Annotated in this window: 22 protein-coding genes and 1 other annotated feature; of the genes, 4 read left to right on the top strand and 18 right to left on the bottom strand. The window is 52.9% G+C overall.

All coding sequences use genetic code 11. The annotated features are described in order from the left end of the window. Positions 1-125: 125 nt before the first annotated feature. From radC to ezrA, 13 genes are all read right to left on the bottom strand, one after another. Positions 126-773 carry a RadC family protein gene (gene radC, locus AAA927_RS02140; protein WP_338215251.1) on the bottom strand — a complete coding sequence of 216 codons (648 nt, stop codon included), beginning with the start codon at positions 771-773 and terminating at the stop codon, positions 126-128. Positions 774-797: 24 nt separating this feature from the next. Next, positions 798-1,418 (bottom strand): HAD family hydrolase, encoded by a 621-nt coding sequence (locus AAA927_RS02135; protein WP_338215249.1) that lies wholly within the window; start codon positions 1,416-1,418, stop codon positions 798-800. Continuing rightward, on the bottom strand, positions 1,411-2,706 hold the full coding sequence (locus tag AAA927_RS02130) for a bifunctional folylpolyglutamate synthase/dihydrofolate synthase (protein ID WP_338215247.1): 1,296 nt from the start codon (positions 2,704-2,706) through the stop codon (positions 1,411-1,413). Before AAA927_RS02130 ends, AAA927_RS02135 begins: the two co-directional genes overlap by 8 nt. Before the next feature lie 57 nt (positions 2,707-2,763). Then, positions 2,764-4,122 (bottom strand): L,D-transpeptidase family protein, encoded by a 1,359-nt coding sequence (locus AAA927_RS02125; RefSeq protein ID WP_338215245.1) that lies wholly within the window; start codon positions 4,120-4,122, stop codon positions 2,764-2,766. Between the two features lie 133 nt (positions 4,123-4,255). Next, a complete protein-coding gene (locus tag AAA927_RS02120) occupies positions 4,256-4,936 on the bottom strand; it encodes an ABC transporter ATP-binding protein (protein WP_338215243.1) in 681 nt (226 codons plus the stop codon). A gap of 2 nt (positions 4,937-4,938) precedes the next feature. After that, the gene (locus AAA927_RS02115; RefSeq protein WP_338215241.1) at positions 4,939-5,994 is read right to left on the bottom strand and encodes an ABC transporter permease; all 1,056 of its coding nucleotides are present in this window, start codon (positions 5,992-5,994) and stop codon (positions 4,939-4,941) included. Then, positions 5,978-6,514, bottom strand: a complete 537-nt coding sequence (locus AAA927_RS02110) for a TetR/AcrR family transcriptional regulator (RefSeq protein WP_338215240.1) — start codon at positions 6,512-6,514, stop codon at positions 5,978-5,980. The genes AAA927_RS02115 and AAA927_RS02110 overlap by 17 nt, the downstream gene beginning before the upstream one ends. Before the next feature lie 116 nt (positions 6,515-6,630). Continuing rightward, complete coding sequence (locus tag AAA927_RS02105) at positions 6,631-9,273, bottom strand: valine--tRNA ligase (protein WP_338215237.1); 2,643 nt, start codon at positions 9,271-9,273, stop codon at positions 6,631-6,633. Positions 9,274-9,504: 231 nt separating this feature from the next. Then, positions 9,505-9,710, bottom strand: a binding site (T-box leader). Positions 9,711-9,738: 28 nt separating this feature from the next. Next, positions 9,739-10,410 carry a redox-sensing transcriptional repressor Rex gene (locus AAA927_RS02100; RefSeq protein ID WP_338215235.1) on the bottom strand — a complete coding sequence of 224 codons (672 nt, stop codon included), beginning with the start codon at positions 10,408-10,410 and terminating at the stop codon, positions 9,739-9,741. Positions 10,411-10,727: 317 nt separating this feature from the next. Next, a complete protein-coding gene (locus AAA927_RS02095) occupies positions 10,728-11,186 on the bottom strand; it encodes a GNAT family N-acetyltransferase (RefSeq protein ID WP_338215233.1) in 459 nt (152 codons plus the stop codon). A 13-nt stretch (positions 11,187-11,199) separates the two neighbouring features. Continuing rightward, positions 11,200-12,417 (bottom strand): tRNA uracil 4-sulfurtransferase ThiI, encoded by a 1,218-nt coding sequence (thiI, locus tag AAA927_RS02090; protein WP_338215231.1) that lies wholly within the window; start codon positions 12,415-12,417, stop codon positions 11,200-11,202. Positions 12,418-12,429: 12 nt separating this feature from the next. Then, the gene (locus AAA927_RS02085) at positions 12,430-13,590 is read right to left on the bottom strand and encodes a cysteine desulfurase family protein (RefSeq protein WP_338215229.1); all 1,161 of its coding nucleotides are present in this window, start codon (positions 13,588-13,590) and stop codon (positions 12,430-12,432) included. Positions 13,591-13,693: 103 nt separating this feature from the next. Then, positions 13,694-15,397 carry a septation ring formation regulator EzrA gene (gene ezrA, locus AAA927_RS02080; RefSeq protein ID WP_338215227.1) on the bottom strand — a complete coding sequence of 568 codons (1,704 nt, stop codon included), beginning with the start codon at positions 15,395-15,397 and terminating at the stop codon, positions 13,694-13,696. Between the two features lie 194 nt (positions 15,398-15,591). Between ezrA and AAA927_RS02075 the strand changes: the two genes are divergently transcribed. Both AAA927_RS02075 and rpsD read left to right on the top strand, forming a co-directional pair. Beyond that, complete coding sequence (locus AAA927_RS02075; protein WP_338215226.1) at positions 15,592-16,074, top strand: GAF domain-containing protein; 483 nt, start codon at positions 15,592-15,594, stop codon at positions 16,072-16,074. A 174-nt stretch (positions 16,075-16,248) separates the two neighbouring features. After that, on the top strand, positions 16,249-16,860 hold the full coding sequence (rpsD, locus tag AAA927_RS02070; RefSeq protein ID WP_204119179.1) for a 30S ribosomal protein S4: 612 nt from the start codon (positions 16,249-16,251) through the stop codon (positions 16,858-16,860). A 210-nt stretch (positions 16,861-17,070) separates the two neighbouring features. Here the strand turns inward: rpsD and AAA927_RS02065 are convergent, their stop codons facing one another. Both AAA927_RS02065 and AAA927_RS02060 read right to left on the bottom strand, forming a co-directional pair. Then, on the bottom strand, positions 17,071-18,453 hold the full coding sequence (locus AAA927_RS02065; RefSeq protein ID WP_338215222.1) for an MATE family efflux transporter: 1,383 nt from the start codon (positions 18,451-18,453) through the stop codon (positions 17,071-17,073). A gap of 44 nt (positions 18,454-18,497) precedes the next feature. Further along, the gene (locus AAA927_RS02060) at positions 18,498-19,406 is read right to left on the bottom strand and encodes a helix-turn-helix transcriptional regulator (protein WP_338215220.1); all 909 of its coding nucleotides are present in this window, start codon (positions 19,404-19,406) and stop codon (positions 18,498-18,500) included. Positions 19,407-19,539: 133 nt separating this feature from the next. Here AAA927_RS02060 and AAA927_RS02055 point away from each other — a divergent pair, with 133 nt between their 5' ends. Further along, entirely contained in the window at positions 19,540-20,625 is a 1,086-nt protein-coding gene (locus tag AAA927_RS02055; RefSeq protein WP_338215217.1) for an IS30 family transposase, read from the top strand. A gap of 428 nt (positions 20,626-21,053) precedes the next feature. Here AAA927_RS02055 and AAA927_RS02050 read toward each other — a convergent pair whose 3' ends face one another. Together AAA927_RS02050 and AAA927_RS02045 are read right to left on the bottom strand one after the other, a co-directional pair. After that, the gene (locus AAA927_RS02050) at positions 21,054-21,923 is read right to left on the bottom strand and encodes an NAD(P)H-binding protein (RefSeq protein WP_338215215.1); all 870 of its coding nucleotides are present in this window, start codon (positions 21,921-21,923) and stop codon (positions 21,054-21,056) included. Between the two features lie 338 nt (positions 21,924-22,261). Then, entirely contained in the window at positions 22,262-23,131 is an 870-nt protein-coding gene (locus AAA927_RS02045; protein ID WP_338215213.1) for an SDR family oxidoreductase, read from the bottom strand. A 122-nt stretch (positions 23,132-23,253) separates the two neighbouring features. On the opposite strand from AAA927_RS02045, the gene AAA927_RS02040 reads away from it, so the two are divergent. Then, positions 23,254-23,811 (top strand): TetR/AcrR family transcriptional regulator, encoded by a 558-nt coding sequence (locus tag AAA927_RS02040; protein WP_338215211.1) that lies wholly within the window; start codon positions 23,254-23,256, stop codon positions 23,809-23,811. A 123-nt stretch (positions 23,812-23,934) separates the two neighbouring features. Here the strand turns inward: AAA927_RS02040 and AAA927_RS02035 are convergent, their stop codons facing one another. Next, positions 23,935-25,707 carry a glycoside hydrolase family 2 protein gene (locus tag AAA927_RS02035; RefSeq protein ID WP_338215210.1) on the bottom strand — a complete coding sequence of 591 codons (1,773 nt, stop codon included), beginning with the start codon at positions 25,705-25,707 and terminating at the stop codon, positions 23,935-23,937. Between the last annotated feature and the right edge of the window lie 40 nt (positions 25,708-25,747).

Below are 25,747 nucleotides of genomic sequence, written 5' to 3'. Positions count from 1 at the left end.
CGCTCCGCAGAAATGCGCGGTAGCGTTTAAAAAAATACCCGCTGTGATCACTTTAGATTGTACGCTTTAACCTGCCTTGCCTTAACCAAGGTCGCGTTTCTTTACCTTTATTCAAACACTAACGCTTAGAGCTGATGTTCCATGCTGAAGGAGTAAAACTGCTGCGCCCCGACAATGAGGTGATCCACCACCATGATGCCAATCAAAGCCCCAGCCGCCGCAAAGCGCTGGGTGAGGTCAATATCCATGGCACTAGGATGGGGATCGCCGCTAGGGTGATTGTGCACCAAAATCAGCTTGGAAGCATTCATCCGCAAAGCCAGGCGAAACACCACCCGGGGATCGGCCACTGATTTGTCGACGCCGCCATGACTCAACTCCAGCTCCTGAATAATGGCGTTTTTGACATCAAGAAAAATCACTAAGAGGTACTCTTCTTTGGCCCCAGCCAGCCGGGCCATCATTTCCTGACCCAGTGCTTCGGCCCCCAAAATCTGGCCAAAGCGTAGCGATTGGCGTTGCTGCACCCGTTGGCCCAATTCGATGCTGGCCGCCAATAAACTGGCTTTGCTCAGCCCGATGCCGCTGATCGCCATCAGCTCTTCCAAACTAGCGCTGCCCATGTCCTTTAATCGCGGAAATGTCCCGAGCAAGGCCTCAGCTATCACCGTTTTGGAATGCCCGCGTCCGCCAGCGCCAATCAACACCTCTAGCAACTGCACATCTGAAAGCACCTGGGCCCCATGCGCCAACATCAGCTCTCGTGGCTGCATGCCCTCATCCCCTCTCACAAGAGATTACGCGTTCCGCAGCCAAGCCGCCACCGCCGGTAAATCTGGTAAAACGGCGGTCGCCTGGGCGCTGGCCGGCGCTAAATCGTGCACTTGCACACAGCGCAGCCCTGCGGAATCGGCAGCAGTCACGCCTGCCAGGGTATCTTCGACGGCCACCACAGCGGCGGTCGCTAAGTTCATCTTGCCCAAGGCCACTTGATACAAGTCAGGCGCTGGTTTGCTGGCACCCGCTTCCCCGGTGACGGTCACGTCAAACTGGGGCCAAGGCTGCTGGGTGACGATAGTTTTCACATAAGCGCTGGTACTCACCGTCACCAATCCCAACTGAATCCCACGCTGGTGCAGATGATTCAGCAGTTGGGTGGCCCCTGGGAGCGCGGACACCGACCCCAGCTGTTGCTCAACTAGCTCATCGCTAAGGCGAATAAAAGCTTCTAGCTCAGCGCCGAACTGTTGCTGAAGCCAAGCGTTGTGCCGCAAGTCACCGGCGCCCACCAAGCGCTGAAAGGCCGCAGCCGGCAGCGGTCGGCCCAGTTGCGCGGCAGCCGCGGCATTCGCTTTTAAATACAGCCTCTCAGTGTCCACCAAGGTGCCATCCAAATCAAATAAGACTGCCTTAAGCATGCGCGGCCCCTAGTAGCGTCTGCCGCACTGCACTGGCTAGGTACAAAGAACCCGCGATGATGACGGGTTCATCTGGCGCCTCGTCCAAATGTGCGGCTAAGGCCGCTTGCCAGCTCGTAAAAGTTCTCAGCCGGTCTGCATCGGGATAATCACTTAAGGCGCTGGCGCGGGGGTTATCGGGCACTGGCACCAGCCAAAGCCGGACATGAGCGGATTCCAACTCCTGCACCATGGTGGCCACATCTTTGTCTTTCAAAACGCCGATGATCAGGGTCACCCGCTGCGCCCCAAACACAAGCTTCGCCGCACTGAGCATCGCCTTGATGCCTTGCGGATTATGGGCGCCATCAATCACGATCAGCGGGTCATCACTGATTTTTTCCATGCGCGCTGGCCAGGTGCTGGCAGCCAGGCCTTGCCTGATGTCAGCGGCAGTCAATGGCCACTGGTAGGCTGCCGCTGCGAGCTGACTGGCGACAATCGCCAAACTGGCATTGACCACTTGGTAGTTACCCACCAACGGGATGCGAAGATGGTGCAAATCCGCCTGTCCTGGCATTGAAAAATCAAACCGTTGGCCCCAGCCCTCAAGCTGCGCCCCAGTGGCATCAAAATCCTGGCCTGCCACCAGCCACTGACTGCCGGTCAGGGCGACGCGCTTTTTGACCTCCGCCATCGCCTCGGCTGGCAAAGCGGCGGTGACCACCGGCCGTTTGGGCTTGATGATGCCGGCTTTGTGCCGAGCCACACTGGCTAGGGTCGGCCCGAGCAGCGCGGCATGATCCAAACCCACGCTGGTAATCACGGACACCAAAGGATCGATGACATTCGTCGAGTCGGTATCACCACCAATCCCGACTTCGATCACCGCCAGATCAACGTGCTGCGCGTGAAAATACCAAAACGCCAGCGCCGTGATGTATTCGAATTCCGTCACCGCAAAATCCGGCTCGTGCTCACGCACTTGCTTCAGCGCCGCATCCACTGTCGCCGCCGCCTCGACCAACGCCGCATCAGCAATCGGTTGATGATTGATCATGATGCGTTCGTTGAACCGCATAATAAACGGCGAGGTAAATAAACCAACTCTTAGCCCGCTGGCTTCCAAAATATGGGCAATGGCTGAGCTGGTGGAGCCTTTGCCATTGGTGCCGGTCACATGCACATACCGGCCCGTTTGCGGATTACCCAGCGCCGCCAGCAGCGTGAGCAACCGCTCATGATCGCCGGTTTTGGCCAAGCGGGGCAGCGCATGAATCGCCGCCACCGTTGCTTCGTATGTTTTCACGACTAAGCCTCCCTACCAAAAAAGCCGCCTGCCTGCGCAAACGGCTTTTGCTTGAATTTAGAATACCACGACTGGCGTGCCGACGGAAACGACATTCCAGAGCTTAGCGATGAAGGCTGGCGGCTGGTTGACACAGCCATGTGAGCCGTGTTTCAAGTACCAATCGCCGCCGAACGTTGGCTGCCAGGAGGCGTCATGCAGACCCACACCGGTGTTATCAATTGGCATCCAGTAACTGACTGGTGTCTTATAGTCCTCACCGACCAAAGTGGCATTACGCTGCTTGGACCAGATATCGAAGACCCCACTCGGTGTTGGCGTCGCAGGCTTCCCAGTCACCACGTCAGATTCCATCACGAGTTGACCATTCTTGTAGAACCATTCATGCTGGTTGACCTTATCCACTTCAATGTAGGTGTTGCCAATATCGGTGCCATCAGCATGGTAACCAGTTCCTTGGTACAGCACCGTCTGGTCGAAGTCGGCGCCTTTTTTGATAAGTTCAATCAAGGCTTTAGTTTCGGCCGACTGGCGAATACTCCAGCCGTAAATCCCAGCTGGCACGGTCACAGTGCCGCGCTTGGTGGACTGGAACTGCCGCGACTTGTCATAAGTGTTGTACTTGGTGGCCAGACTGGCCACATACTTGGCCACGCCTGACTCACTCACTGTCACAGCGCCGTCTTGATAACTCAACCAGCTTTGCAACGTGGCCGTCGGGATGGTTTCCTTGTGATTGGTGATGGTGATCACGGCTTTGATCTTGCTGATGGCTTTCAGCTTGGTGACCGCGTCTTTGAGCTCAGAATCCGAGCTAACGACTTTAGGCTTCACATAGCTTTTCGCCACTTGCACCTTGGTCTGGTTCGCCTGAATCGTGCTGGCAATTTCATTGGCCAGCTTCGTCGCGTCAATCTGGTTGCCGGCTTTTTCCTTTTGGATGACGTAATCACCATTTTCCACAGTGACTTTGGCATCTTCTGGCGCCGTGCGATTGGCGTTCAGACTTTGCGCTTCGCTGGTGGCATAAGCCTTGATGGCCGTTTGATCAGCGCTGCTGGCCAAGGCCGACTGCTCGCCCTTAGCCAACACCACGGTGGTAAAGCCCCACGGATTTTGCTTTTTGATCAGTTTATTCAAAAGCGCCGTGTAGTCACGATTGAGGCCCAATTCCTGACCTGACACCGTCGCCACCGTCTTGCCTTGATCCGTCAACTGATAAGTGACGTTGCCCAGCTTGGCTTTTAACGTCTGATTGGCCGCTTTCACGGTTTTGCCGCCGATGGTGACCCCCATCACCTCGGTTTTAGGCAAAAAGTGATCGCGATAGTGTGAACTGCGGACGCCGAAAAAAGCAGCAACCGCGACTACCGCTACGGCAATAACAGAAGTGATAATCCATCCTTTTTTCTTCATTGAAATCTCCCTACTTGTTACTTTTACTTGGTACTTTCAATCCGGCTCAATTATAACATACTTACTAAAAGTACGTAGAGGCCTTGCAATGCAGATTGATTATACCGCAATCAAGTCGCAGAAGGGCAACCATTTAAGCTTGCTTGGTCTGGGTCAAACGGCCATCTTCCATTTTGTAAACGGCATCAGCAAAGCCCAGCAAGCGTTCGTCATGCGTCACCACCACAATCGCTTTTTTACGGTTATGCGCCAAATCATGAAGCATTTGTCCCACCACTTGCACCCGCGGCCGGTCCAGCGCCGCGGTGGGCTCATCGGCCAGCACGATTTCCGGATCAGGATAAAGTGCCCGGGCAATGGCGACGCGCTGCTGCTGACCGCCAGATAATTCATTCGGGAACTTATTTAACAGCTCCGCGATGCCGAGCTCAGTTAGTAGCTGGGTCAGCGCAGCTGGCGCCAGGTTGCCCTGGGGCCGAATGCGGTCCACCAGCTTGAATTGATCCGCCACCGTCAAGTACGGCAGCAGATGGTAAGCCTGCAACACAAAACCAATTTGATTCAGGCGTAGTTGTTCTTTTTCTTTGGATGAGCGCTGCTGATAGCTTTCACCGGCCACTTGCACCTGGCCGCTGGTTGGCGTCAAGAGCCCACCAGCAATCGTGAGGAGCGTGGTTTTCCCGGAGCCAGAGGGACCCACGATTAGCGTGAGTTGCCCGGATTCCGCGACAAAATTCACATCGTGCAACACCTGCACCTGCGCCGTGCCTTGACCAAAAATCTGATTCACTTGTTCAACTGCTAATGCTGGCATGTTTAACCTCCTATCACGGTCAACGGATCGACCTTAACCACGCGCCGCACGGGAATTAACCCGCCAATCAAGCCCATCGCGAGCAACCCGACCCCCACTGCGGACAGCAGCGGGAGGGAAAAGGCCATTGGCACCACCGCCGGCATCGCCACTGCAGTGATAATCAGAAGCACTGTGCCCCCAACTAGCCCTGCTGCGACCAGCAGCAAGGACTGCGCTAAGGTGGCTTGCACCAGCACGCGGCTTGGCACCCCTTGCACCCGCAACACGGCGTAATTCGGCAATTTTTGCATGGTGAGAATGTACATGAACACGGCGATAATGATGAGTGAAATCACCATCAAAAAGCCGATCATGAGCTCAAAGGTCATGTTCTGGGCCGAATAGCCAGGCAATTTTTGAATGAAGGCGGCAGTTGAATAGGCTTTGGTGCCACTGGTACCCAGCTTAAAAGTGTCAGACTGCGCCACCACGGCACTGGCTGATAGATTCGGCATGCCGCCTTTCAGCGTTTGCCAAGCGCTCATGGTGCCATACAGCACCGGCGCAATATTCATTTTGGCCCCGCTGGTAAACCCAACAATGGTGTAGTGCTTGGCTAAGCCATTCAGGGTGATGGTACTGCCAAGCTTGTAGCCTTTGAGCTTCAGCGAATCATCGGCCAACACTTCGCTGGCTTTGGTTGGCTTGCGGCCGCTGGTCACAGTCAGATTTTTGGCGATGAATTGACTGGCCTTTAACCCCAGAAAAGTCGCCGAAACCTGCTCGTGGCCTTTGGCTTTTACCGCGACCGAGGCCTGACCGACCACCGCGGCATCCTTGGGCAAAGCGCCCACCTGATCCGTGGTTAACAGGGATTGCCGCATGTCGACATTGGCGTTAGCGTTCAGCACCACGGTTTTGACATGCCAAGAATCTATGGCATCCGTGTTTTGCTGAGCCAAGCCCAGGGCCAGGCTAGTGAGGATAAAAATCAGATAACTGATCAACACAATCATCGCCACAATCAGCGATGAGCGGAGCTTTTCTTTTCGAATTTCTTTAAGTGCGAGAAACATTCACAGGGCCTCGATTTTCTAAAATTTGCAGTGCGGCCGCGAGTTGCTCTAGGCGGGCTTCAGCGGCATTTGGTGCTAACAAGACGTCTTTGATGGTTTGATGGCACAAGACCTCAGCCGCCCATGCTGCAGCATCCGGTGATGGCGGCGTGGGCCGCGCTGGCAGTACCGCCTCATTGGCTTTGAAATGCATCACCATCAAGGCTCGGTAAGGACTCACCTGCACCCCGACCAGAAACTGGCGCGTATTGGCCAGATAATTGGCTGCATCAAAACCGCCAGCAGTGGCGACATGAAGGCCAGCGTGAATCGTTTGCATCGCACTGCCGAACAGATACCGATAAGCATCGGTCAGATCGGTGAAGTATTTGTAAAAAGCACCGCGGGCAATGCCGGCACTTTGCACAATTCGCGCCACCTGGGCGTCGGCGACGGGGTAAGTGCTGAATTCTTGATTAAGGGCGGCCACAATGCGCGCCTGCTTGTCAGCATTCAGATGCATAAAGGTTGCGGATACCATAATTGCCTCCCTTCAAAGTGACACCGTGTCAATTTAATAAGTCTACCACAAAGTGACACCGTGTCAACTTAAATTCAAAAAACAGAGTGACACGTGGCCACTCTGTTAGTTCGTGCTTATTTGGCTGCTTGCAGTTCCTTGATGCGAGCATTCGTGGCGTCAAGCTTCGCCGCATAATCAGCTTGCTTGGCTTTTTGCTCGTCAATCACCGCAGCTGGGGCCTTGGCCAAGAAGCCTTGGTTGCTCAGCTTCTTGTCAACACGGGCAATTTCTTCTTCCAATTTCTTTGCTTCCTTGGTCAACTTCGCAATTTCTTCGTCCAAGTCAATCAACTCTTGCAGTGGCACATACAAGGTCGCACCGGTCGTAACGGCACTGGCCGCCAAGGCTGGGGCCGCCACATCACTGCCGATGGTCATGCTCTTGCTGTGGACAAAACGGTCAATAAAGTCGCGGTTGGTTTGGAACACCTCAGCCAGGCTGGCATCCTGCAACTTAATGACCAAGTCAATGGGACTCGCCAGCGGGGCATTGACTTCCGCCCGAATGTTGCGGACGCCGCGGATGACTTCGATGATGGCTTCCATTTGACTCACCGCTGCATCATTGGCAAACGCCGGGTTAACCGTCGGGTAAGCGGCGGTAACCAGTGACTCGCCCTCATGCGGCATCGTCAGCCAAATCTTTTCGGTGACAAAAGGCATGATTGGCTGCAATAAGCGCAGCGTCTGATCCAGCACGTAGCGTAAGTTGATGCGCTTTTGGACTTTAGCCGCTTCATCATCGCCGTACAAGACTTCCTTGGCCATTTCCAAGTACCAGTCGGCCAATTCATTCCAGATGAAGTTATACAAAGCGCGGTCGGCTTCCCCGAATTCGAACTTGTCGAATAAGGTGGTGACGGTTTGGACGGTGTCGTTCAAACGGGCAAAGATCCACTGATCGGACAGATCAAACTGGCTCGGGTCTGGCTGCTGGTCCGCGGTGGTATCACCGAGGTTCATCAGGACAAACCGGCTCATGTTCCAGATTTTGTTGATGAAATTCCAGGCTGCATCCATCTGGGTGTAGGAGAAACGCGCATCCTGGCCGGGTTTATTGCCTTGGGTCAGGAACCAGCGCAACGCATCGGCGCCATATTTTTCAATGACGTCCATCGGGTCAATCCCATTGCCCAAGGACTTGCTCATTTTGCGGCCTTGTTCATCCCGCATCAAACCGTGAATCAAGGTGTACTGGAACGGCCGCTGGTCGGTAAACTCGAGGCCCTGGAAAATCATGCGGGCGACCCAGAACGGAATGATGTCGTAGCCGGTGACCAGCGTGTTAGTTGGATAGTAGCGCTTGTAATCTGGCGCGTCGGTATCTGGCCAGCCCATGGTCGAAAATGGCCACAAGGCGCTGGAGAACCAGGTATCCAAGACGTCAGGGTCTTGCTCCCAGTTTTCTGGATCTTTCGGGTCTTCCATGCCCACATAGACTTCACCGGTTTGCTTATTATACCAGGCTGGAATCCGGTGTCCCCACCAGAGCTGGCGCGAAATGACCCAATCATGGATGTTTTCCATCCAGTTCAAGAAGGTGTGTTCGAAGCGGTCCGGCACAAAAGTCACCTTGTCCGGGCCTTGCTGGTTCTTGATGGACGCTTCCGCCAGTGGCTTCATCTTGACGAACCATTGGGTGGACAGCCGCGCTTCCACCTGCACGCCGGTGCGTTCGGAGTGGCCAACACTGTGCACAATCGGCACAATTTTGATCAAATCGCCAGATGCCTGCAGATCCTTGACCAGCGCTTCGCGGCATTCAAAACGGTCCATCCCTTGATACTTGCCGGCATTTTCGTTCATGGTGCCGTCATCATTCATGCAGTTGATGCGCGGTAAATCATGCCGCAAGCCCACCTGGAAGTCATTGGGGTCATGGGCCGGCGTAATTTTAACGGCGCCAGTCCCGAAGTCCATGTCAGCATGTTCATCAGCAATAATCGGAATCTTGCGCCCCACCCCAGGGACAATGACTTCTTTGCCGATTTGATCCTTATACCGCGGATCTTTGGCATTCACGGCAATGGCAGTATCACCAAACATGGTTTCCGGCCGCGTGGTGGCAATCTCGATGCCGCCTTCAGTACCATCCGCATAAGGATAAATCAAATGGTAAAAGGCGCCTTTATCATCTTGGTGAATCACTTCAATATCGGACAGCGCCGTGCGCGCCTGCGGATCCCAGTTAACAATGTATTCACCGCGATAGATCAAGCCTTTGTTGTACAAGTCAACGAAGACTTTACGTACCGCCTTGGACAAACCATCATCCAAAGTGAAGCGTTCCCGGTCATAATCCAGGGACAGGCCCATTTTGGCCCATTGCTTGTGGATGATAGCGGCGTATTCATCCTTCCAGTCCCAGACCTGTTGAATGAATTTTTCACGGCCCAAATCATAGCGCGTCACGCCTTGCTTGCGCAACTTGGCCTCAACTTTGGCCTGAGTGGCAATCCCGGCATGGTCCATCCCCGGCAGGTAAAGCGTGTCATAACCTTGCATCCGCTTTTGGCGAATAATCATATCCTGCAACGTGGTATCCCAGGCGTGGCCCATGTGCAACTTCCCAGTGACATTGGGCGGCGGGATTACGATTGAATACGGTTTGGCCTTTTTGTCGCCGTTAGGCTTGAAAACGCCTTGTTCGAGCCATTTCTCATACCGGCCCGCTTCAACGGCCTTGGGGTCGAATTTTGGGGCTAATTCCTCTTTCATGCTGTTTCCTCCTATATTTGGTGTGACCTGTGAATGGGTAATATTTGGACCGAAGCGAGAGCTGGAGGCATAGTTGCGCTCCGCAGCCTGCCTAGTTACGCTCACGAAGGCAACGCTTGAGTGATTAGCTACGCAGTAGTCCTCGCCGCGTGCCGCGGCAATGCCGACTGCTAGGCTAATCATCAAGCTCAGTGCGCCTTCGTTCGCAGCCTACAAAAAAGCCCGCCCTATTTCTAGGACGAGCGTGCTCGCGGTACCACCTAAATTAAGCTAGCTAGGCTAACTTCTCTCGGACCTGGTAACGGGTGGTCCCGGTTGGCCCTACTGACTTCAGGTCAACAGCTCGCAAGCTACCTCTCGCACAAAGGTTCAAGGCTTGCACCAGCCGCCTTGTCGCTGAAAATCCTCTGTTTGAGCCTCTTGGTCATCGCGTTACGGCCATTATAACCAAGCCAGCCCCCAGCGTCAACGCGCCTTTTGCTTTGGCAGCGCCATTTTGGTGGCGTGCTGTTTTTGATGTGCGGTATAGAGCAGGCTTTGCAGCTCTGAAGTCAGGTCGATGTACCGAATCGTTGTTTCCGGCCGGCAGGCGACGGGCTGCGGCGCAAAGGTTAAAATCGCGGAAATGCCGGCGGCTTCGAGCTGGTTGATCACTGCCGTTTGGGCGCTACTTGGCACAGCCACAATCGCCGTGTGAATCGTCGACTCCAAATGGGCCGCCAAAGTCGCAAAGGCGTAGACCGGAATCCCGCCCACTGGTTGGCCAACTTTAGTCGGATCAGAATCAAAGGCCATGACAATGTTCAAATCCGGATTGCGGCGAAAATTGTTCTGCATCAAGGCGGCGCCGAGGCCGCCAACGCCGACCAAAATCATCGCCTCGGCAGAATCAACATCAAGCAATTGCCCGAAGGCCTTCACCAGGGTTTCGATGCTGTAGCCATAGCCGCTTTTGCCCATTTCGCCAAAACTGGAGAAGTCACGGCGAATGGTCGCTGACGGGATGTGAATAATCTCACTTAAGCGATGTGAGCGAATTCGACGAATCCCCTCCTGCTGAAGCTGCCGTACAGCCCGGTAATATAAAGGTATCCGATTGATAGTTGCTTTTGAAACATGGGTTTTTGTCGTTTGCATGCGGCCGCCTCCGCCTCAATTTAGTTCAATACTTCACACAATCAGTCTAGCATAATGATTGTGAAATATCAAACAAACTTTGACGCAAAAAAGGGCTGTGCCAATGTCACAGCCCCTAGATACACTCCGAATGTTCCAACAGAGTTACGTGCCAAAAGGCCGGAACCGAGCAGCTAGCTACGCCATCCACCGAGTCCAAAGTTCGGACTTGGTGGATGGCTTGATCAGCCCGTAGCGCGAAGCGCGTACAGGCTGACATGCGTTAGAAAGGCTACCTGTCGGTTCCAAGACCGCCTTTTGTCACAGCCCCTAATAAGCTAATCTAACTGCATTTGGATAAAAGTCACCGGTTGGCCAAACGCCTCTGCCGCCCGCTGGCCCGTGGTTTTGAAGCCTAGGCTTTCATACAAGTGGCGCGCGCGGGCGTTGAAGTCAGCCACCTCTAACCTGACCGGCCCGGCATAGTGATACCGCTGGCGCCCAAAGGCAATGCCATCCAGCACAAACTGATGGCCGCGCCCCTGGCCAGTGTAGGCCGGGGCCAGGCCCAGGCCGATGGTCATGATGCCATCAGGGAAGGAAAACTCATACATGCCAATCAAGGTTTCATCCTCGCCTTCAAGCACGGAATAGTAATCAGCGCCATCATCGGCGAAAATCTCATCCATCACTGCCGGCTGAGCGTCCTTAGGGGTGTTATAGAATGTATCGGGGTCAGGGTAGGCCCAATTCAAGTACGCCAAGGCTTCGGGCCGGTTCATGTAACGAATCGTCATTGCCAGCACCCTCCTAAAGTAGTTCAGTAATCAGATCTTGATCTTGGTTCATGAATTCATCAGAAGACTTGATCTCAGTGATTTTTACCCCAGCCAGCGCCCGTTCCATCAGGCCAGCAACATCGAGTTTGCTTTCGAAGTAACGCGACTTGTCCAAATTCGGCTTCGTCTTCGGCGAAGGCGGCGCAAAAATGGTACAGCAATCTTCAAATGGCATGATGGACAAAGCATAGGTATCAATGTTTTCCGCCACTTTGATGATTTCCGTCTTATCCATCGTTGCCACCGGCCGGATAATCGGCATCGTGGTGACGTCATTGATGGCGACCATGCTTTCAAGGGTTTGTGAAGCGACCTGACCGATTGATTCGCCATTGACGATGGCTAGGCCGCCGCGTTTTTCTGCCAGTGCCGCGGTCAGCCGGAGCATCAACCGGCGCTGCACCGTCATCAGGTACCCTTCTGGCACGGTGGCCTTGATGGTTTCCTGGATTTCGGTGAATGGCACCTGAATGAACTTGATGTAACCGGCGTAAGGCGCTAGTTTCGTGGTCAGCTGCTTGGCTTTATTCAAGGCGCTGTCGCTGGTGTAAGGCGGGCTGAAAAAGTGAACCATTTCAATATCGACCCCACGCTTCAGGGCGTAGTAGCCTGCGACAGGCGAATCAATGCCCCCAGACAGCATCAGCATCGCCTTGCCTGCGGTACCGACTGGCATCCCGCCTGCCCCCAAAATGGTTTGGGTGGACAGATAAATCGCTTCGCGGCGCACTTCCACCCGCAAGGTGAAGTCAGGCTGACGCATTTGCACCTTCAAATCAGGCCGGTGATCCACGAAAAAGTCGCCCAAGTTCAGGTTCATCTCGTTAGTGTCCAGCTCAAAGGTGTGATCAGAGCGCCGGGTGTAAACCTTGTAGGAACTGCCCTCCGGCACCGTTTCATTCATCAAAGCCAGCGCCGCCTCGTGTACGGCAGCCATATCTTTGGCGACCTTCACACTGGGTGAGTAGCTTTGAATCCCAAAGACCTTGCTCAAGCGCGCCATGACGGCGGCGGAATCCTCACCATTCAGCTCAATGTGGAGCCGATCTCGCTTGGGGCGAATGGTTAACGCCGGGAATTCGTGCAGCGCTTTGGTAATGTTGCCGTGCAAGCGGCCTATGAACGCTTGGCGGTTCTTGCCTTTGGTGGACAATTCGCCATAGCGCACCATAATTTCACTGTAATTCACTCGGTTTCCTCCTTATTCAGCATGTGCTGGCATGAGTTTCTTGAAGCCAGCATACACTTGGTCGAATGCCTGGTTGAAAGCATCGGCTTCTTGCAATGTGTTGTATTCATCTAAACTGATCCGCACCGCACTGGTAGCCACGTTATCCGGCACCCGCATGGCGGCTAGCGTACTGCTTTCGGTGCCTTTTTTACTAGAGCAAGCACTGGTGGTGGAAATATAGATGTCATGCTGCTCAAAGGCATGCACAATGGTTTCACCGCGCACGCCTGCAATGGCAAAGGTCAAAATATGCGGGGCAAAATCAGGGGTCAGCTGGCTGAACATCACGGTGTTGTCCGCTTGGGCCACATGCTCATAAATGCGCTGGCGAATGGCCGCTTGATGCGCCACCTTGCCAGCCTCGTCATCGAGCAACAGCCGCAGCGCCTTGGCCATCGCGGCAATGGCTGGCACATTTTCAGTGCCAGAGCGCAGGTTACTTTCCTGCCCGCCGCCAGTCAAAAGTGGCGCCAGGTGTTTGCCTTCCTTCATATAAATGAAGCCCGTACCACGCGGGGCGTGGAACTTGTGCCCTGAGAACGTCAGGAAGTCGATGCGCGGATTGCGTAGGCTAGGCATCAAGCCTTTACCAATCGCCTGCACCGCATCGACGTGAAAATGAACATTCGGGTAAGCGGTCAGAATTTTGGCTACCTCGTCAATCGGCTGCTTGGCCCCGATTTCATTGTTCACCGCCATGATCGACACCAAAATGGTGTCATCGCGCAGCGCCGCTTTCAAATCGGCGGGGTTGATAAACCCGCGCTTATCCACGGGCAGATACGTCACCTCAAAACCCAAGCTCTCCAGCTGCTTCATCGTGTTGATTACCGCGGGATGTTCCACCGCGGTGGTAATCAGATGCTTGCCGAAAGGCCGCTTTTCGATGGCGGTGCCTTTGATAATCCAGTTATCGCCTTCCGTGCCGCCACTGGTGAAGTAGATTTCATCGGGCTTAGCCTGCATCAACTGGGCAATCTGGGCCCGGGCGCTTTGCAGCATTTCGTCAGCCTTGCCGCCTACCGCATGCAGGCTCGACGGATTACCGAAAAAGTCCTCGCTGACTTTGCGGTACGTATCCAGCACCACCGGCAATGCCTTGGTGGTGGCACTATTGTCAAAATATATCATGACGGTCATTCTTCCTTTTCGTAAGTTTAGCTGCTTGCCAGTATACCAAAAACGCAGGCAAAAAAAAACCAGCAACTCTGGGGTTCAGCTGCTGGTGCGGGGCTTAAAACAGATTGTTGTGCTGCTGGGCGTTATAGTCATCGGCCACTTTCTGGTAGCTGCCAGCTTCAACCGCCTCGAGCGCGGTGGCAATCGTATCCGCCGCGGTTTGATAATCGTACTTGGCGTAGGCCACTTGGGCCTCGGTCATCGCCTGCGCTACCGCTTCATGGGAAGCTTTGTAGCGATTAGCATATTGCAAGAGCTGTTCGGTCATGCCGGCAGCGTCAATCACATCGCGACTTTGCTGCTTGAGCTGATCGATGTCACTAGACACCTTAATCAGCTGCTTGGCAATTGCGTCCAAATCGATTTTGACTTGGTTCATCGCCTGCTTAAGGCTGGTGATTTCGCTCGTCACCACCTTGAAGAAGTCGCGGTAGGCTTTCGGCAGGCCAGGCAAATCATGCCGCGAAACTTCATAGCGGATATCGCGCACCGAGCGGTCAAAGGCATCCACCTGATCGATGGCTTTTTGCTCGGTTTCGCGCAGGCCGCTGACCGAATCGTTGATGGTCGCCTGTTGCTTTTCGATAGCGGTCAGGTCGCTACGATCTTGGGTAAATTGACTCAGCACTTCAGAGTACACGGCCTGGTGCGCGGTCAGTTGGTCAACCGCCTGATCATAGGCCTGGTTGATATCATTCAGTTGGACCTTTAAGTTATTGGTGGTTTTGATTTCATCGTGATTCAGTTGATAGCTTTGATTCAGATGATCGAGTTCAATCGCTAAAGTATGGTTTTGCTGAAGCGCGTGATTGATAAACTGCCGTAAGTCGGTTTGACTATCAGCCACCGCGGTTTTGGCCTTGAGCTCTTTTTCCATCACCGCATAAAGGGAGTCAATCTTGTTAACGATAGTCTCGGTGTTGGCGGTCAGTTCGGTGACGGCCAAATCTTTAATCTGCTGGTCGGCGACCTGCAGCGCCGTCGTCACCTCAGCCACACCAGCCGGAACATCTTCCGTGAACTGGAACTGCTGAGCGGTGAGCTGCTCAAACCCGCTTTGAATTTCTTTGACTTGGCCGGGGAATTCATTGACCACTTCATTGACCAGCGGTGGCAAAGTCTTGACCTGCAGCTTGATGGCTGCAACCTCATTTTTCAGCTGGCCGAGTTCGCCTTTGGCCTTGGCTGGGTCACCCGCGGCATTCAGCTCATTGATGGCTGACAAGCGCGCCGCAATTTGCTGGAGACTATCTTCCAACGCCGGCAGCGCCTCACCAAAGGCAAAACTCTTCGCCAAAACCGTCTTCCGCGCTTCCTGATAGCCTTCGCGCAGTTGATTGATGCGCTTGGCATTTTCAGCCTCGCTGATCTTAATGGCAGACAGCGCCTTGTTGATCTGATTCATCTGCTTGGCCGCGCCCATTTGCAAGGCCTCAATATTAGCGATACCGTCTTTCACCTGGCCAAAGTGGAACTGCTTATTCGCCTGTTCCACATCAAGCAGCGCCGTCTGCAATTCCGTCAGCGTGCCGTCAAGTAGCTCCTGATAAGCCTTGGCCCACTTTTGAAATTCCTGGCGACTATCGCCACTCAAGTTCAGCTGTTGAATGCTGCGAATCAGCCCGGCCGCGCTGCCAGTATCCAGCGTGGCGACTTCCTCATCCAAGGATTTGATCACGCGCGCGTTGTCCACCTGATACCCCCAAACCCCTAGGCCGATCAGCACGATAATAATCAATGCAATGATAATCCAAGTCATGTTATTACACCTTCCGCCATCCGAGAGCCGCAGTTGCAATTTATCAGCGGGCCCACTAAACTGTCCCTATTACAAATCGACAATCGTCTTCGGTTCCTAGTATCTCAAAAACGCCGGCAATATGAAAGGCTTTCTCATAGGAAAACCCCGTTTCTGTAAGGAATGAAGGCAATTTCACTCAAGGAGTGCTGCATATGACCCCAATCGATCCGCTACTGGTCGCGCAAGTTGATGCCCTGCTGACCGACGAAACCAATGTGATCACTAACTTAGCCAACGCCAGTGCCGTGTTGTTCAACGGCATGGCAGCCGTCAACTGGGCCGGTTTTTACCTTTACCACCAGGCCCAAAACAGCCTCGACCTTGGCCCCTTCCAAGGGCAAGTGGCGTGCATGCATATCGCCCCAGGAAGCGGCGTGGTGGGCACCAGTTTTGCTCAGCAAAAAGCGTTGCGGGTACCGAATGTCCATGAGTTTGCCGGCCATATCGCCTGCGATGCGGCCAGCAACAGCGAAGTCGTCGTCCCGCTAGTCGTCGGCGGCACAATCGTCGGTATCATGGACATCGATTCGCCTGAGCTGGACCGCTTTAGTGAAAACGACCTGAAAACCTTACAGGACTTTGCCCAGACGCTGGCGAAACACCTTGACGCCGAGGCGCTAGCTACGGTATACTAGCCTGCGTGTAAAATAATGCAGCAGTGAATGGAATGGTCGGCTCCAGTTTGGCAACCCTTAGCGGAGAGCTTAGTAACCGCGGCTGCGAGAGCGAACAGCTTAGCTTAACTGCCCGTGTTTTGAATTCACAATTCATTATTTTACTCCAAATATAAATCTTGGAGGAAATACCTTATGTCTCGTTATACTGGTCCTCGCTGGAAGCAGTCCCGTCGTTTGGGGCTTAGCCTTTCCGGCACTGGTAAAGAACTTGCTCGTCGTCCCTACGCCCCTGGTGATCACGGTGCTAACAACCGTCGGAAAGTTTCCGAATACGGCCAACAGCTCACTGAAAAGCAGAAGCTGCGTTGGATGTACGGCTTGAACGAACGCCAATTCCAAAACCTGTTTATCCGCGCCGGCAAGATCAAAGAAGGTACCCATGGTGATAACTTCATGATCCTGCTCGAAACTCGGCTGGACAACTTGGTTTACCGTTTGGGCTTGGCCTCCACTCGTCCGCAAGCACGTCAGCTCGTTAACCACGGCCACATCACGGTTGATGGCAAGCGCGTTGATATTCCTTCTTACGAAGTTGCTGCGGGCCAAGTGATTGGCTTGCGCGAACGGAGCCAGAACCTGACCATCATCAATGACTCACTGGAAGCAACGGTTTCCCGTCCTGCTTACGTGACCTTCGATGATAACAAGAAGGAAGGCTCCTTGGTTCGCCTCCCAACCCGGGACGAACTGGAACCAGACATCGACGAAGCCTTGGTCGTTGAATACTACAACCAGAAGCTGTAATTTTAATTATTGTGTTTGGTTATCAAAAGCTTTATGCCTTGTGCATAAGGCTTTTTTTGTCGAAACAAAAAATTCCACCAACCTGATCTTGATGGAATCTTCATATCAATGCGATCTGGGATACCGCTACTGCTAAGCGACTCGTGTGCATGTTTGATATACCGGTAAATTTGTCCATAGCGCGAAGGGTGTAAACCCCACTACCTACCGTCACTTGATTTCATTTGTATCAAAGCCTCGGTGTGCTACCAACACCCGTGGCACCATGTGGATGAAAACCACACCGGAAAATACAGCTGCCAGAAAGTCACAAAGCGGTTGGGCAGCAAAGGCCATCGCTGGGGTGAAGCAAAGTGGCAAAGCAACAACACCGAGGACATAAATGCCTTTACGCAGTAGTGAACAGGTCAATGCGACTTTGGGTTGTTCCATGGCAATACTCATATCTGTCACCGTCCACTGTACCGCCATGAATAACACCCCAGATGCATAAAGCTTGATATATGGCACTGCCCGTTGTATCAAGTAAGCGTCGGCAGTAAACAAACGGACAAACACCGGTGTCGCAAACAACGTGAACATCAGCATCACAAAGCAAAACGCAAAACATACTGCGTAAATCGACCATAAGGCTGCTTTCACCCGCTCAACTTTATGGGCACCTAAGTTAAAACTCACAATCCCTTGACACCCCATCGTGATCCCGCTTAACGGCGACGTAATGAGCAACATGTAACTTTGGATCAGTGTCGCACAAGTCACCAACATGTTTCCTTCAGTTGGTCCACCGGTTCGTTGCAGAATTGTATTCAATAAAATTAATAAGCCGCTATCTAAGGCATAAGTAAAAAACGGTGCCAAACCTAAATGGATGATTTGACGACACAAAGCTGAATCCAGTTTTTGCCAATGAAGCCGAGCAGTCAATGGCATTCGGCACAAACAAATAATGGCAAAACACGCTGAAATGGTTTGCGAAATCACTGTCGCAATCGCCGCCCCAGCAACTCCTAAATGCATGCCAAAAATCAAAATGGGATCCAAAATCAGATTGAGCACCGTTCCGGCCAATACCGTCCCCACACCCAAACCAGCATGACCTTGCGCAATTAAGAAGCTATTCATTCCGCCTGATAAGAGAGCAAACACCGTACCACACAAATAAATCGTTAAAAATGCTGACGCGTAAGGAAAAATTGCGGGACTTGCACCAAACCACCATAACAGTTGATTACGGATCAATAAAAAAATCACCGTCAAACTTAGGCCCATTCGGATCAACAATCGTAACGCGTTGGCCATCACCACTTCGGCCCTTTGAATATTTCCTGCCCCTAAGGCCATGGCCATCACCGGCGTGCCGCCTTGTCCAATCAAATAACAGAATGCATACAGCACGGCAATAATCGGACCGCAAATGCCAACCCCTGCCAGCGCATCGGTACCAATCCCTGGAATATGTCCAATAAACATCCGGTCCACCACACTGTATAAAACGTTGATGAACTGCGCCAGCATTGTTGGGATTGCTAGTTTTAATACCAGTGATACGATTTTGTCTTTGCCTAAATCATTCGCTTTTTTTTGATGCATGGTTGCGCTCCTCTAACTGTCAAATTAAAGGAGTCTACATGAATTTACCGCTGATATGTTTGAAGCATGTTTTGTATCGTCGCCTGCAATAATTTACGGGCCGCGACTGGTTGCAGCAATTCAACCTTATCACCAAATGACAACAACCATTGAACCAAGCTTTGACTATCGCTGTATGCTCCTGTGAGCCGCAGCTTACCATTGGCCTCAGGCTGTAATTGGTCCGCACTAAACTCATCTAAAATACGCCATTTCACGCTTGGATCGAACAATGCGGTGAAGTGAATCGCATCTAAGCCGTGAGCAATTGGTTTCATCTCCGGCATTGGGACTGTTCTGGGGTCAAATCGAGTGGCATCGACATGCAGTGCTGACATGCGATTCACTTTATAGAGACGAAATTCGTCATCTTTCAGACTCCAGCCCCACACATACCAATTCGACCATCGAAAGACGACAAAATAAGGTTCCACCGTGCGCATGCCTTCGTTTGTTTGTGAAACATAGGCAAACGTCAACAGCCGATTTTTTTCAATAGCTTCCTCTATCATCGTCAATTTCGGGGTCAAATGGGCATGATACCAAGATGAAAGATCGATCAACATGTAATCTCGCCCATTGACGACCGAGTTTGCGCCTGTCTGGAGCTTTTCCATCAAGATTTCATAGTAGTGACTCCCACTGACACTATCCAAACTGCGCAAGCCAGCCAAAATACTCTTCATATCTTTTGAAGTCAGCAATGTCCGATCGATGCGATAGCCGCTCACAACGGAAATGCCGCCACCGGTCCCTCGCGTCGTGTATAGCGGCACACCGGCTCTTGTCAGTGCATCGATATCACGATTAATCGTGCGTTTAGAAACTTCGAATTTTGCCGCCAACTCTGGCGCCGTCACCCGATCTCTTTGCAACAGAATTGCTAAAATACCAATTAATCGATCAATTCTCATGTAAACTCCTTCACCCGCGTTTTAGAATCAAGTTAGCCACCATCGCCTCAAATTTGAGACGATAAAAAACACCAAGACAAAAGTCCTGTTATCATTGAAGCTACCATACAAACAATGAAAGAAGGATGTCTTGATGCAAGACCAGCTTATCACGCCTCACGTTAAAGGTCACCACCTAACCCCATCTGAGCGTGGAGAAATCGCAGTTCTCCACGCGCAAGAAAAGTCCAATCGAAAGATTGCCGACCACCTCGGTATCAATCGCCAAACCATCGCCAACGAAATTGCTCGCGGGCAGACCGACCAGGTCGAGAAGGTCAACGGCAAGCTGCACTACTATAGTGTTTACAGTCCTGAAACTGCCCAGATACGTTATCAGGAAAACCGCCAGCGCTGCCGTCGCCCGCTTAAGCTCTCGAAGGTCCAGGACTTCATTACCTACTTTACAAGCCACTTTCAAGAGGATAGCTGGTCACCTGACGCGGCCGTTGGCCGCGCTAGGGCAGAGGGGCTATATTTGCCCGACGAAATGGTTTGTACTGCGACGCTTTACAACTATATCGACGCTCAGCTACTGGAGGTGCGAAATATTGATCTGCTTGAGAAGCCTAGTAGACGTGTGAAGCATAAGGCCAACCACAAGTTCCAACGCATGCTGACGGGTCGCAGTATTGACGACAGGCCAAAGCGTGTGGACTCTCGTAGAGAGTTCGGCAATTTCGAGCTAGACACCATAGTTGGTAAGCGCAATGGCCAGGAGAGTGTACTGATGACACTGATTGAGCGCAAAACTCGCTTCCAGTTCGTGCGCCTGATTGATGGTCGTGATGCGGACTCGGTTAACTATGCCATGCGCGCTATCGTCAAGGACCACGGGGACATCATCAAGACCGTCACGGCGGACAACGGTTCAGAGTTCGCAGACTTGTCATTCGTACTCGACGGAGTCGCTGACGTATACTACGCCCATCCTTATCGCTCCAGCGAGCGCGGCACCAACGAAGCCCATAACCGGATGCTGCGACGGGACTTCCCCAAGGGCCTGTCTCTAAATACCGTAGGCCCTCAGGAGGTGGCCGAGGCCGGACGTAAGATCAACGACCTCCCACGTCACATCCTGAAGTACCAGACCCCCACAGAACGATTCGTGGCGGCATCCGCTCAGGTCCGACGCCGGGCGGCTAAAGCGTCGACGCCGACTAACTCACCAACTTCATAGATAACAGGCTTTCATACGCCGGATCGGGCCAGGTGGCTAACTTGTTCTTGCAATTTGCGGTAAACTCCTTCATTGATCTTAGATTAACAAACACAACACGACACCAGTATGTCATGTTTAGTAAACGAATGGAACGACGTCGATCAAAAAATTGGCCAGCTTTTAGACGGACGATTTGATCATTATTATCGAGGCACTTGAATGTTGCACGCTGTTGCAGAAATCATCAATTCATACCGATTCTCATAGCATTACCTCACGGGACTTTACTCGAATGTCTTAATGTGTCTGGATTTGTATTGAATCAAATAGGCTATATTCGCATCGTTACCACCAGAAGTTGTAATCGATCGTCCTGCTTCGGCAGACAAAAAAGCATTTGGCCATTTGGTCAAATGCTTTTTTTGCGCCTTGATTTGTCATAAAGACTACTGCTGGGTACGCTGATAACTGCGGGTTAAGAAAGCCGCCATACTCTCGGGTTCGGTGCCAGTGATGGTTTGAAAATCTGTGGTGACCTGGTCAAACAACCCCATGGCCCCAGCCGCATACATGCTGGCCAGTTCTGCCCCATCCCCTTCAGCTGCATAGATCCGGCCAAATTCTTGGGTGGTCACCGGCGCATAGCCGATTTCGTGGCCCGTCGCCGCGGTCATAATTTGGCCGAGGGCCGGCATCGTTAGGCTTTGTCTTTGCGTCAGCGTGTAAGTTTGCCCTTGGCTTTGCAACTCAGGCCGCGTGGCTAAAGTGGCGATGGCGTTAGCACTATCTGCTGAGGTGATAAAGCTCATCGCCTGTTGACCCACGGGATAAATCAGCGCCTTGCGCTCAATCAGCTCTGGGAGATACGGCACCAACGGATCGGCGTACAACGCATTTTTGATGACCGCATAATTCAACCCACTGGAGGCCAACCGCCGTGGCGCGTAGCCATAGTATGGCGCCATCACAAACGGATTATGCTCCTGATCAGCGTAAAAACTGACAAACACCACGGCTGGCACCCCCGCCTGCTTGAGCGCCTGAAGTGAATTTTCGAATTCCGTGATGCGCTGCAAAACATCGTAAGTCTTGCTGGGTATGTAAACCACCACGTCTTGGCCGGTGAAGGCGCGCGTCATCGTGGCGACATCACGATAATCACAAGCAGCTACATGAATGCCTTGTGCCGCAAGCCCCGCCGCCCTATTTGTGGTATGGACGCCGGCAGTGACTGATGCGGCACCAACGCGGTCAACCAAGTCGGCGACCACCTGCTGGCCCAAATGACCCGTCGCGCCAGTAACAAGATATTTCATCAACTGTTCCTCCTTAATCGCTACGTTCAAACCATCAGGGCATGGCGAACCAACAAAGTACCACGCCCTGTTACTTTATTATTAACATGATGATTTAATCTTACCACTAACGGCGACCAATTACGATCTCTATATTCACTCAGGCACGCCGGCCCAGCCAAACAAGATGGCTCGATGACGCCCAGCGCTAGCCCAAGATTTGACTCACTATATTGCACCCAAAACCTAAAAACACGAGCATTCTTCCATCACAAAAAGCCGGTCCCCCCTAGACTGGGAACCAGCTTAACCGACATTTTTCAATGACCATCACAGTCTCGCTTGCCAACACATCCTGTTTAATTCAACGTCTGTAGGAAAGCCGCTAACGTGACGAGCCCATGCACTGGCTCGTGGGCGCGCAAATCCCGGTAAAAAGCCTCGGTCTTTTGGGCCGCACTCATCTGAGTCATCTGGTGCGCAATCAGCGTTGGCATTCCTGCTTTGATCAGTGCTGCTTCCTTCTGATCATCCGTGATGGTCACCCACCGTAAATCAGGCAGGTGCAATCCGGCGGCGAGCCCAGCAATGAGCTCATGACCGGTTAACCATTGACTCATCACATAGCGCACTGCGTTAGCCTGAGGCACTACCTTAAACGCATCAAGCACAGCAGTCGCAATATCACGCGGATCGGTCCAGGCGCTTCGGGTGTCCGGGCCAAAGTTATTGGTGTAGATGTGCTGCGTCTGCATTTGGGTCAAGTTCGCGCGTAAGTTATCGAAGAAACCCACGGGCCGAATGAAGGTGAAGTGTGTTTGGGCGGCGCGCGTCAATTCGTTTTCAATCAGGTGGTAGGCATACAGTGCGCCAACTTCTGGGCCTTGATCCGCCCCCACGCTGGACAGATTAACCGCGTATGGTACCTGTGCAGCCTCCAGTGCTTGCCGATAACGTGTGCCTTGTATCTCCCCCAACGCCACCGGATCGCCACCGGCTGTGCCCATGCCTGTCAGCATCAGGTATACCGCATCATTCCCTTTGAACGCTTGGGTCAAGAAAGACACATCCTCAATCGACCCCACTAGTGCCGTAGCGCCAAGTTTTTGAATTGCGCCCACTCGGTCTTCACTATGCGTGATGACCTGAACCTGATGGCCGGCGGCGACAAGCGCCGGAATCGTAATTTGGTTAATATGACCCAGTGAGCCAGTTAATGTGATTTTCATTGTGTGAGAGCCTCCAGCTTCTATAAAAGATAGTCTTATCTTTATTGACGAGTTTCAGTTTAAAGATAGTTCTATCTTTTGTCAACCTTGTTCTTTCAGCTTTTCTTAGTTAAAATGATGCTATGAAAACAAAAGATTCGGAAAAATACGCCAAAATTCTCGCCGCTGCTAAGGCGCTGATTCTGCGCGACGGCGCTGCAACCATTAGCACAACCAAGGTGGCCAAGGCGGTCGGCATGGCTCAGTCCAACCTCTACATCTACTTCAAAAACAAAGACGACCTGCTTCGGCAGTTGTATGTCAAAGCTCAGACTGAAGTCCAACAGGATTTTGCCAAGCACGTGACGCCGAATGCAGATCTGACGACCGCCGTGCACGAGTACATTGACGCGATGTACGCCTTCGCCAGCACACACTTCGACACGTTTGAGCTGTTGCACCAGATCAAGGCGCTGCCCAATGCCGAGTGGACTCACACGATCACTGATGCCCAGAATCCGGCCCAGCTGATACAAGCCGCAATCGATGCCAGCATTTTGCGCCCAGTTAGCCCGGCCATCATCATGGCCATCATCTACAATGCTATTCGCCAGTATGTACTCGGCGTTCAGCATGGAGACCAAACTGACTTCGATGAGGTACGCGAACTCTTACTGAACGGCATTATGCGCCGTGATTAGAAGGGCTTAAGGCTCGTCCAGCTAAGCCTTAAGCGCTCTGTTCGGAAGAGGTTGCCCGCAATTAACCTACCGTGGTTGCCACCTATCCTGCTTCAGCAGACAAAAAAGCATTTGGCCATTTGGTCAAATGCTTTTTTTGTTTCTCCCCGGCCGCAGTCGCCAGTGAACCTCAGCAAAGCGCCGTTGCAGCTCACGGTTTACCTGACGGATCGCCTCAGCATCTACTTTCATCACGCGCCGGTCAAACGTCCACAAGCCGTTCACCTCGCCATGAACGTCGCTGACTTGAGTATAAATGCTAGCCGCGAGCCCGTGCTTAACAGCCGGCAGCACCTGCTTGCGGTATAGCTTGACCAGCGCAGCGGTTAACTTTTGCCGGCTATGGTAGTACCGGTAACCAAACGCCTCTTCCGGGGCATGGCCTGCCCACGGCAAACTGTACCCACCGAATTCGGTGAGGGCTTGTATTCGGCCGAACCGATCACGATGCAAGTGAAATGGCTTGTAGTAGATATGCCAGGAGCGAAAATCACCGCCGTGTTGGTCATGCCAGCCGGAAGCCTGATCGATTAAGCGCGTGGGATCTAGCACCGCCAGTTCCTGCGTGATGGCCTGCGTAGCAAATTGACCCCAGCCTTCGTTGAATGGGACCCAAGTACAAATTGAGACCACATTCTTCAGTAGCGCGACTGTGTGCTGCAGGTCGCGGTGATAAACGGCCCGGCCAGCTGGGGACTGGCGGCCAAAGCCCGCATGGGTATCTTTCAAAGTGATGCCAATGAACGGCAAAATCTGAATCACCCACCGCGAATACGGACCGCCACCGGACACGAAATCTTGCCACACCAACAGGCCCAGCTGGTCGCAGTGGTAGTACCAGCGAAGTGGCTCGATTTTGATGTGTTTTCTAATCATGTTGAAGCCCAAGGTCTTGATCTGCTTCAACTCGGCCACCATGGCCTCATCACTAGGCGCAGTGTAAAGCCCATCGCTCCAATAACCCTGATCCAGCAGCCCAGATTGATAATAAGGCTTACCGTTCAGCAAAAAGACGGTCTGGCCATTGGCATCAACCCCGCGCCCAAAACTACGCAGGCCGAAATACGACGTCACGGTATCCTCACCGACTTGGACGGTCACATCATAGAGAAAAGGATCCTCCGGCGTCCAGGAATGCTTGTCCGGCAAGGTCAACGTGACGGTCAGGCCGGCAGTTGTCGCTGCAGCCACGGTTTGCCTCTCCGCGGTAACAGTCACGGCTAACGTATCAGTGCTGGCCTGATTCAAGGTCACCTTGACCGTCACTTGCCCCCTAGCCAAATCCGGCGTTAACGTCAAATCTTCGATGTAAGTCGCCGGCACCATTTCCAGCCAAACGGTTTGCCAAATGCCACTTTGCGGCGGATACCAAATGCCCCCGGCCTCAAGGCGCTGCTTGCCCGTGGCCTCATCGCTTTGGTCGCTGTGGTCTTGCACCGCCACGATCAGCTCAACCGTTTTGCCCCAAGTACTAGCAGGCAGCTCACAACTAAAGGGCCAGTAGCCGCCGCGATGCGTGGCCAGTTTTTGCCGGTCCACAAAGACCTGGCAGTACTGATCCACTGCCCCAAAATGTAATAGACAGTGACCCACAGCCGTTGCCGGTACATTGACCAGCCGTCGGTACCACAAGGTTTGGGTTGGCTGCAGCGGTGGCAAGCCGCCGCCGAGCTCACTTTCCGGTGAAAAAGGCACGGTAATCTGACCCGCCCACTGCTTGGGCAGCGTCGGGGTCGCCGTAATCGCATAGTCCCATTGGCCGTTCAAATTGGTCCACTGCTGCCGGCGCAGCTGTGGCCGCGGATATTCAGGCAGTGGCTGCTCCCGATTGAGCTTTTCCCCCCATGGCGTTAACATCGTCATCACCTCTTATTGTCAGTGTACCCCACCAGCACGC

This window comes from Lacticaseibacillus salsurivasis (assembly GCF_036246225.1).
GTDB lineage: Bacteria > Bacillota > Bacilli > Lactobacillales > Lactobacillaceae > Lacticaseibacillus > Lacticaseibacillus salsurivasis.
The sequence above is the reverse complement of the archived record's forward strand: the minus strand, read 5'-3'. Positions and strand labels throughout refer to the sequence as shown.

Excerpts from the sequence above, each read along its gene's own strand:
- AAA927_RS02060 (WP_338215220.1), bottom strand. The coding sequence starts at position 19,406 with ATGAGAATTGATCGATTAATTGGTATTTTAGCAATTCTGTTGCAAAGA.
- AAA927_RS02055 (WP_338215217.1), top strand. The coding sequence starts at position 19,540 with ATGCAAGACCAGCTTATCACGCCTCACGTTAAAGGTCACCACCTAACC.
- AAA927_RS02040 (WP_338215211.1), top strand. The coding sequence starts at position 23,254 with ATGAAAACAAAAGATTCGGAAAAATACGCCAAAATTCTCGCCGCTGCT.
- AAA927_RS02105 (WP_338215237.1), bottom strand. The coding sequence starts at position 9,273 with ATGAAAGAGGAATTAGCCCCAAAATTCGACCCCAAGGCCGTTGAAGCG.
- AAA927_RS02110 (WP_338215240.1), bottom strand. The coding sequence starts at position 6,514 with ATGGTATCCGCAACCTTTATGCATCTGAATGCTGACAAGCAGGCGCGC.
- AAA927_RS02075 (WP_338215226.1), top strand. The coding sequence starts at position 15,592 with ATGACCCCAATCGATCCGCTACTGGTCGCGCAAGTTGATGCCCTGCTG.
- AAA927_RS02125 (WP_338215245.1), bottom strand. The coding sequence starts at position 4,122 with ATGAAGAAAAAAGGATGGATTATCACTTCTGTTATTGCCGTAGCGGTA.
- radC (WP_338215251.1), bottom strand. The coding sequence starts at position 773 with ATGCAGCCACGAGAGCTGATGTTGGCGCATGGGGCCCAGGTGCTTTCA.
- AAA927_RS02065 (WP_338215222.1), bottom strand. The coding sequence starts at position 18,453 with ATGCATCAAAAAAAAGCGAATGATTTAGGCAAAGACAAAATCGTATCA.
- AAA927_RS02050 (WP_338215215.1), bottom strand. The coding sequence starts at position 21,923 with ATGAAATATCTTGTTACTGGCGCGACGGGTCATTTGGGCCAGCAGGTG.
- AAA927_RS02085 (WP_338215229.1), bottom strand. The coding sequence starts at position 13,590 with ATGATATATTTTGACAATAGTGCCACCACCAAGGCATTGCCGGTGGTG.
- rpsD (WP_204119179.1), top strand. The coding sequence starts at position 16,249 with ATGTCTCGTTATACTGGTCCTCGCTGGAAGCAGTCCCGTCGTTTGGGG.
- AAA927_RS02100 (WP_338215235.1), bottom strand. The coding sequence starts at position 10,410 with ATGCAAACGACAAAAACCCATGTTTCAAAAGCAACTATCAATCGGATA.
- ezrA (WP_338215227.1), bottom strand. The coding sequence starts at position 15,397 with ATGACTTGGATTATCATTGCATTGATTATTATCGTGCTGATCGGCCTA.
- AAA927_RS02045 (WP_338215213.1), bottom strand. The coding sequence starts at position 23,131 with ATGAAAATCACATTAACTGGCTCACTGGGTCATATTAACCAAATTACG.
- AAA927_RS02095 (WP_338215233.1), bottom strand. The coding sequence starts at position 11,186 with ATGACGATTCGTTACATGAACCGGCCCGAAGCCTTGGCGTACTTGAAT.
- AAA927_RS02135 (WP_338215249.1), bottom strand. The coding sequence starts at position 1,418 with ATGCTTAAGGCAGTCTTATTTGATTTGGATGGCACCTTGGTGGACACT.
- AAA927_RS02115 (WP_338215241.1), bottom strand. The coding sequence starts at position 5,994 with ATGTTTCTCGCACTTAAAGAAATTCGAAAAGAAAAGCTCCGCTCATCG.
- AAA927_RS02120 (WP_338215243.1), bottom strand. The coding sequence starts at position 4,936 with ATGCCAGCATTAGCAGTTGAACAAGTGAATCAGATTTTTGGTCAAGGC.
- AAA927_RS02035 (WP_338215210.1), bottom strand. The coding sequence starts at position 25,707 with ATGTTAACGCCATGGGGGGAAAAGCTCAATCGGGAGCAGCCACTGCCT.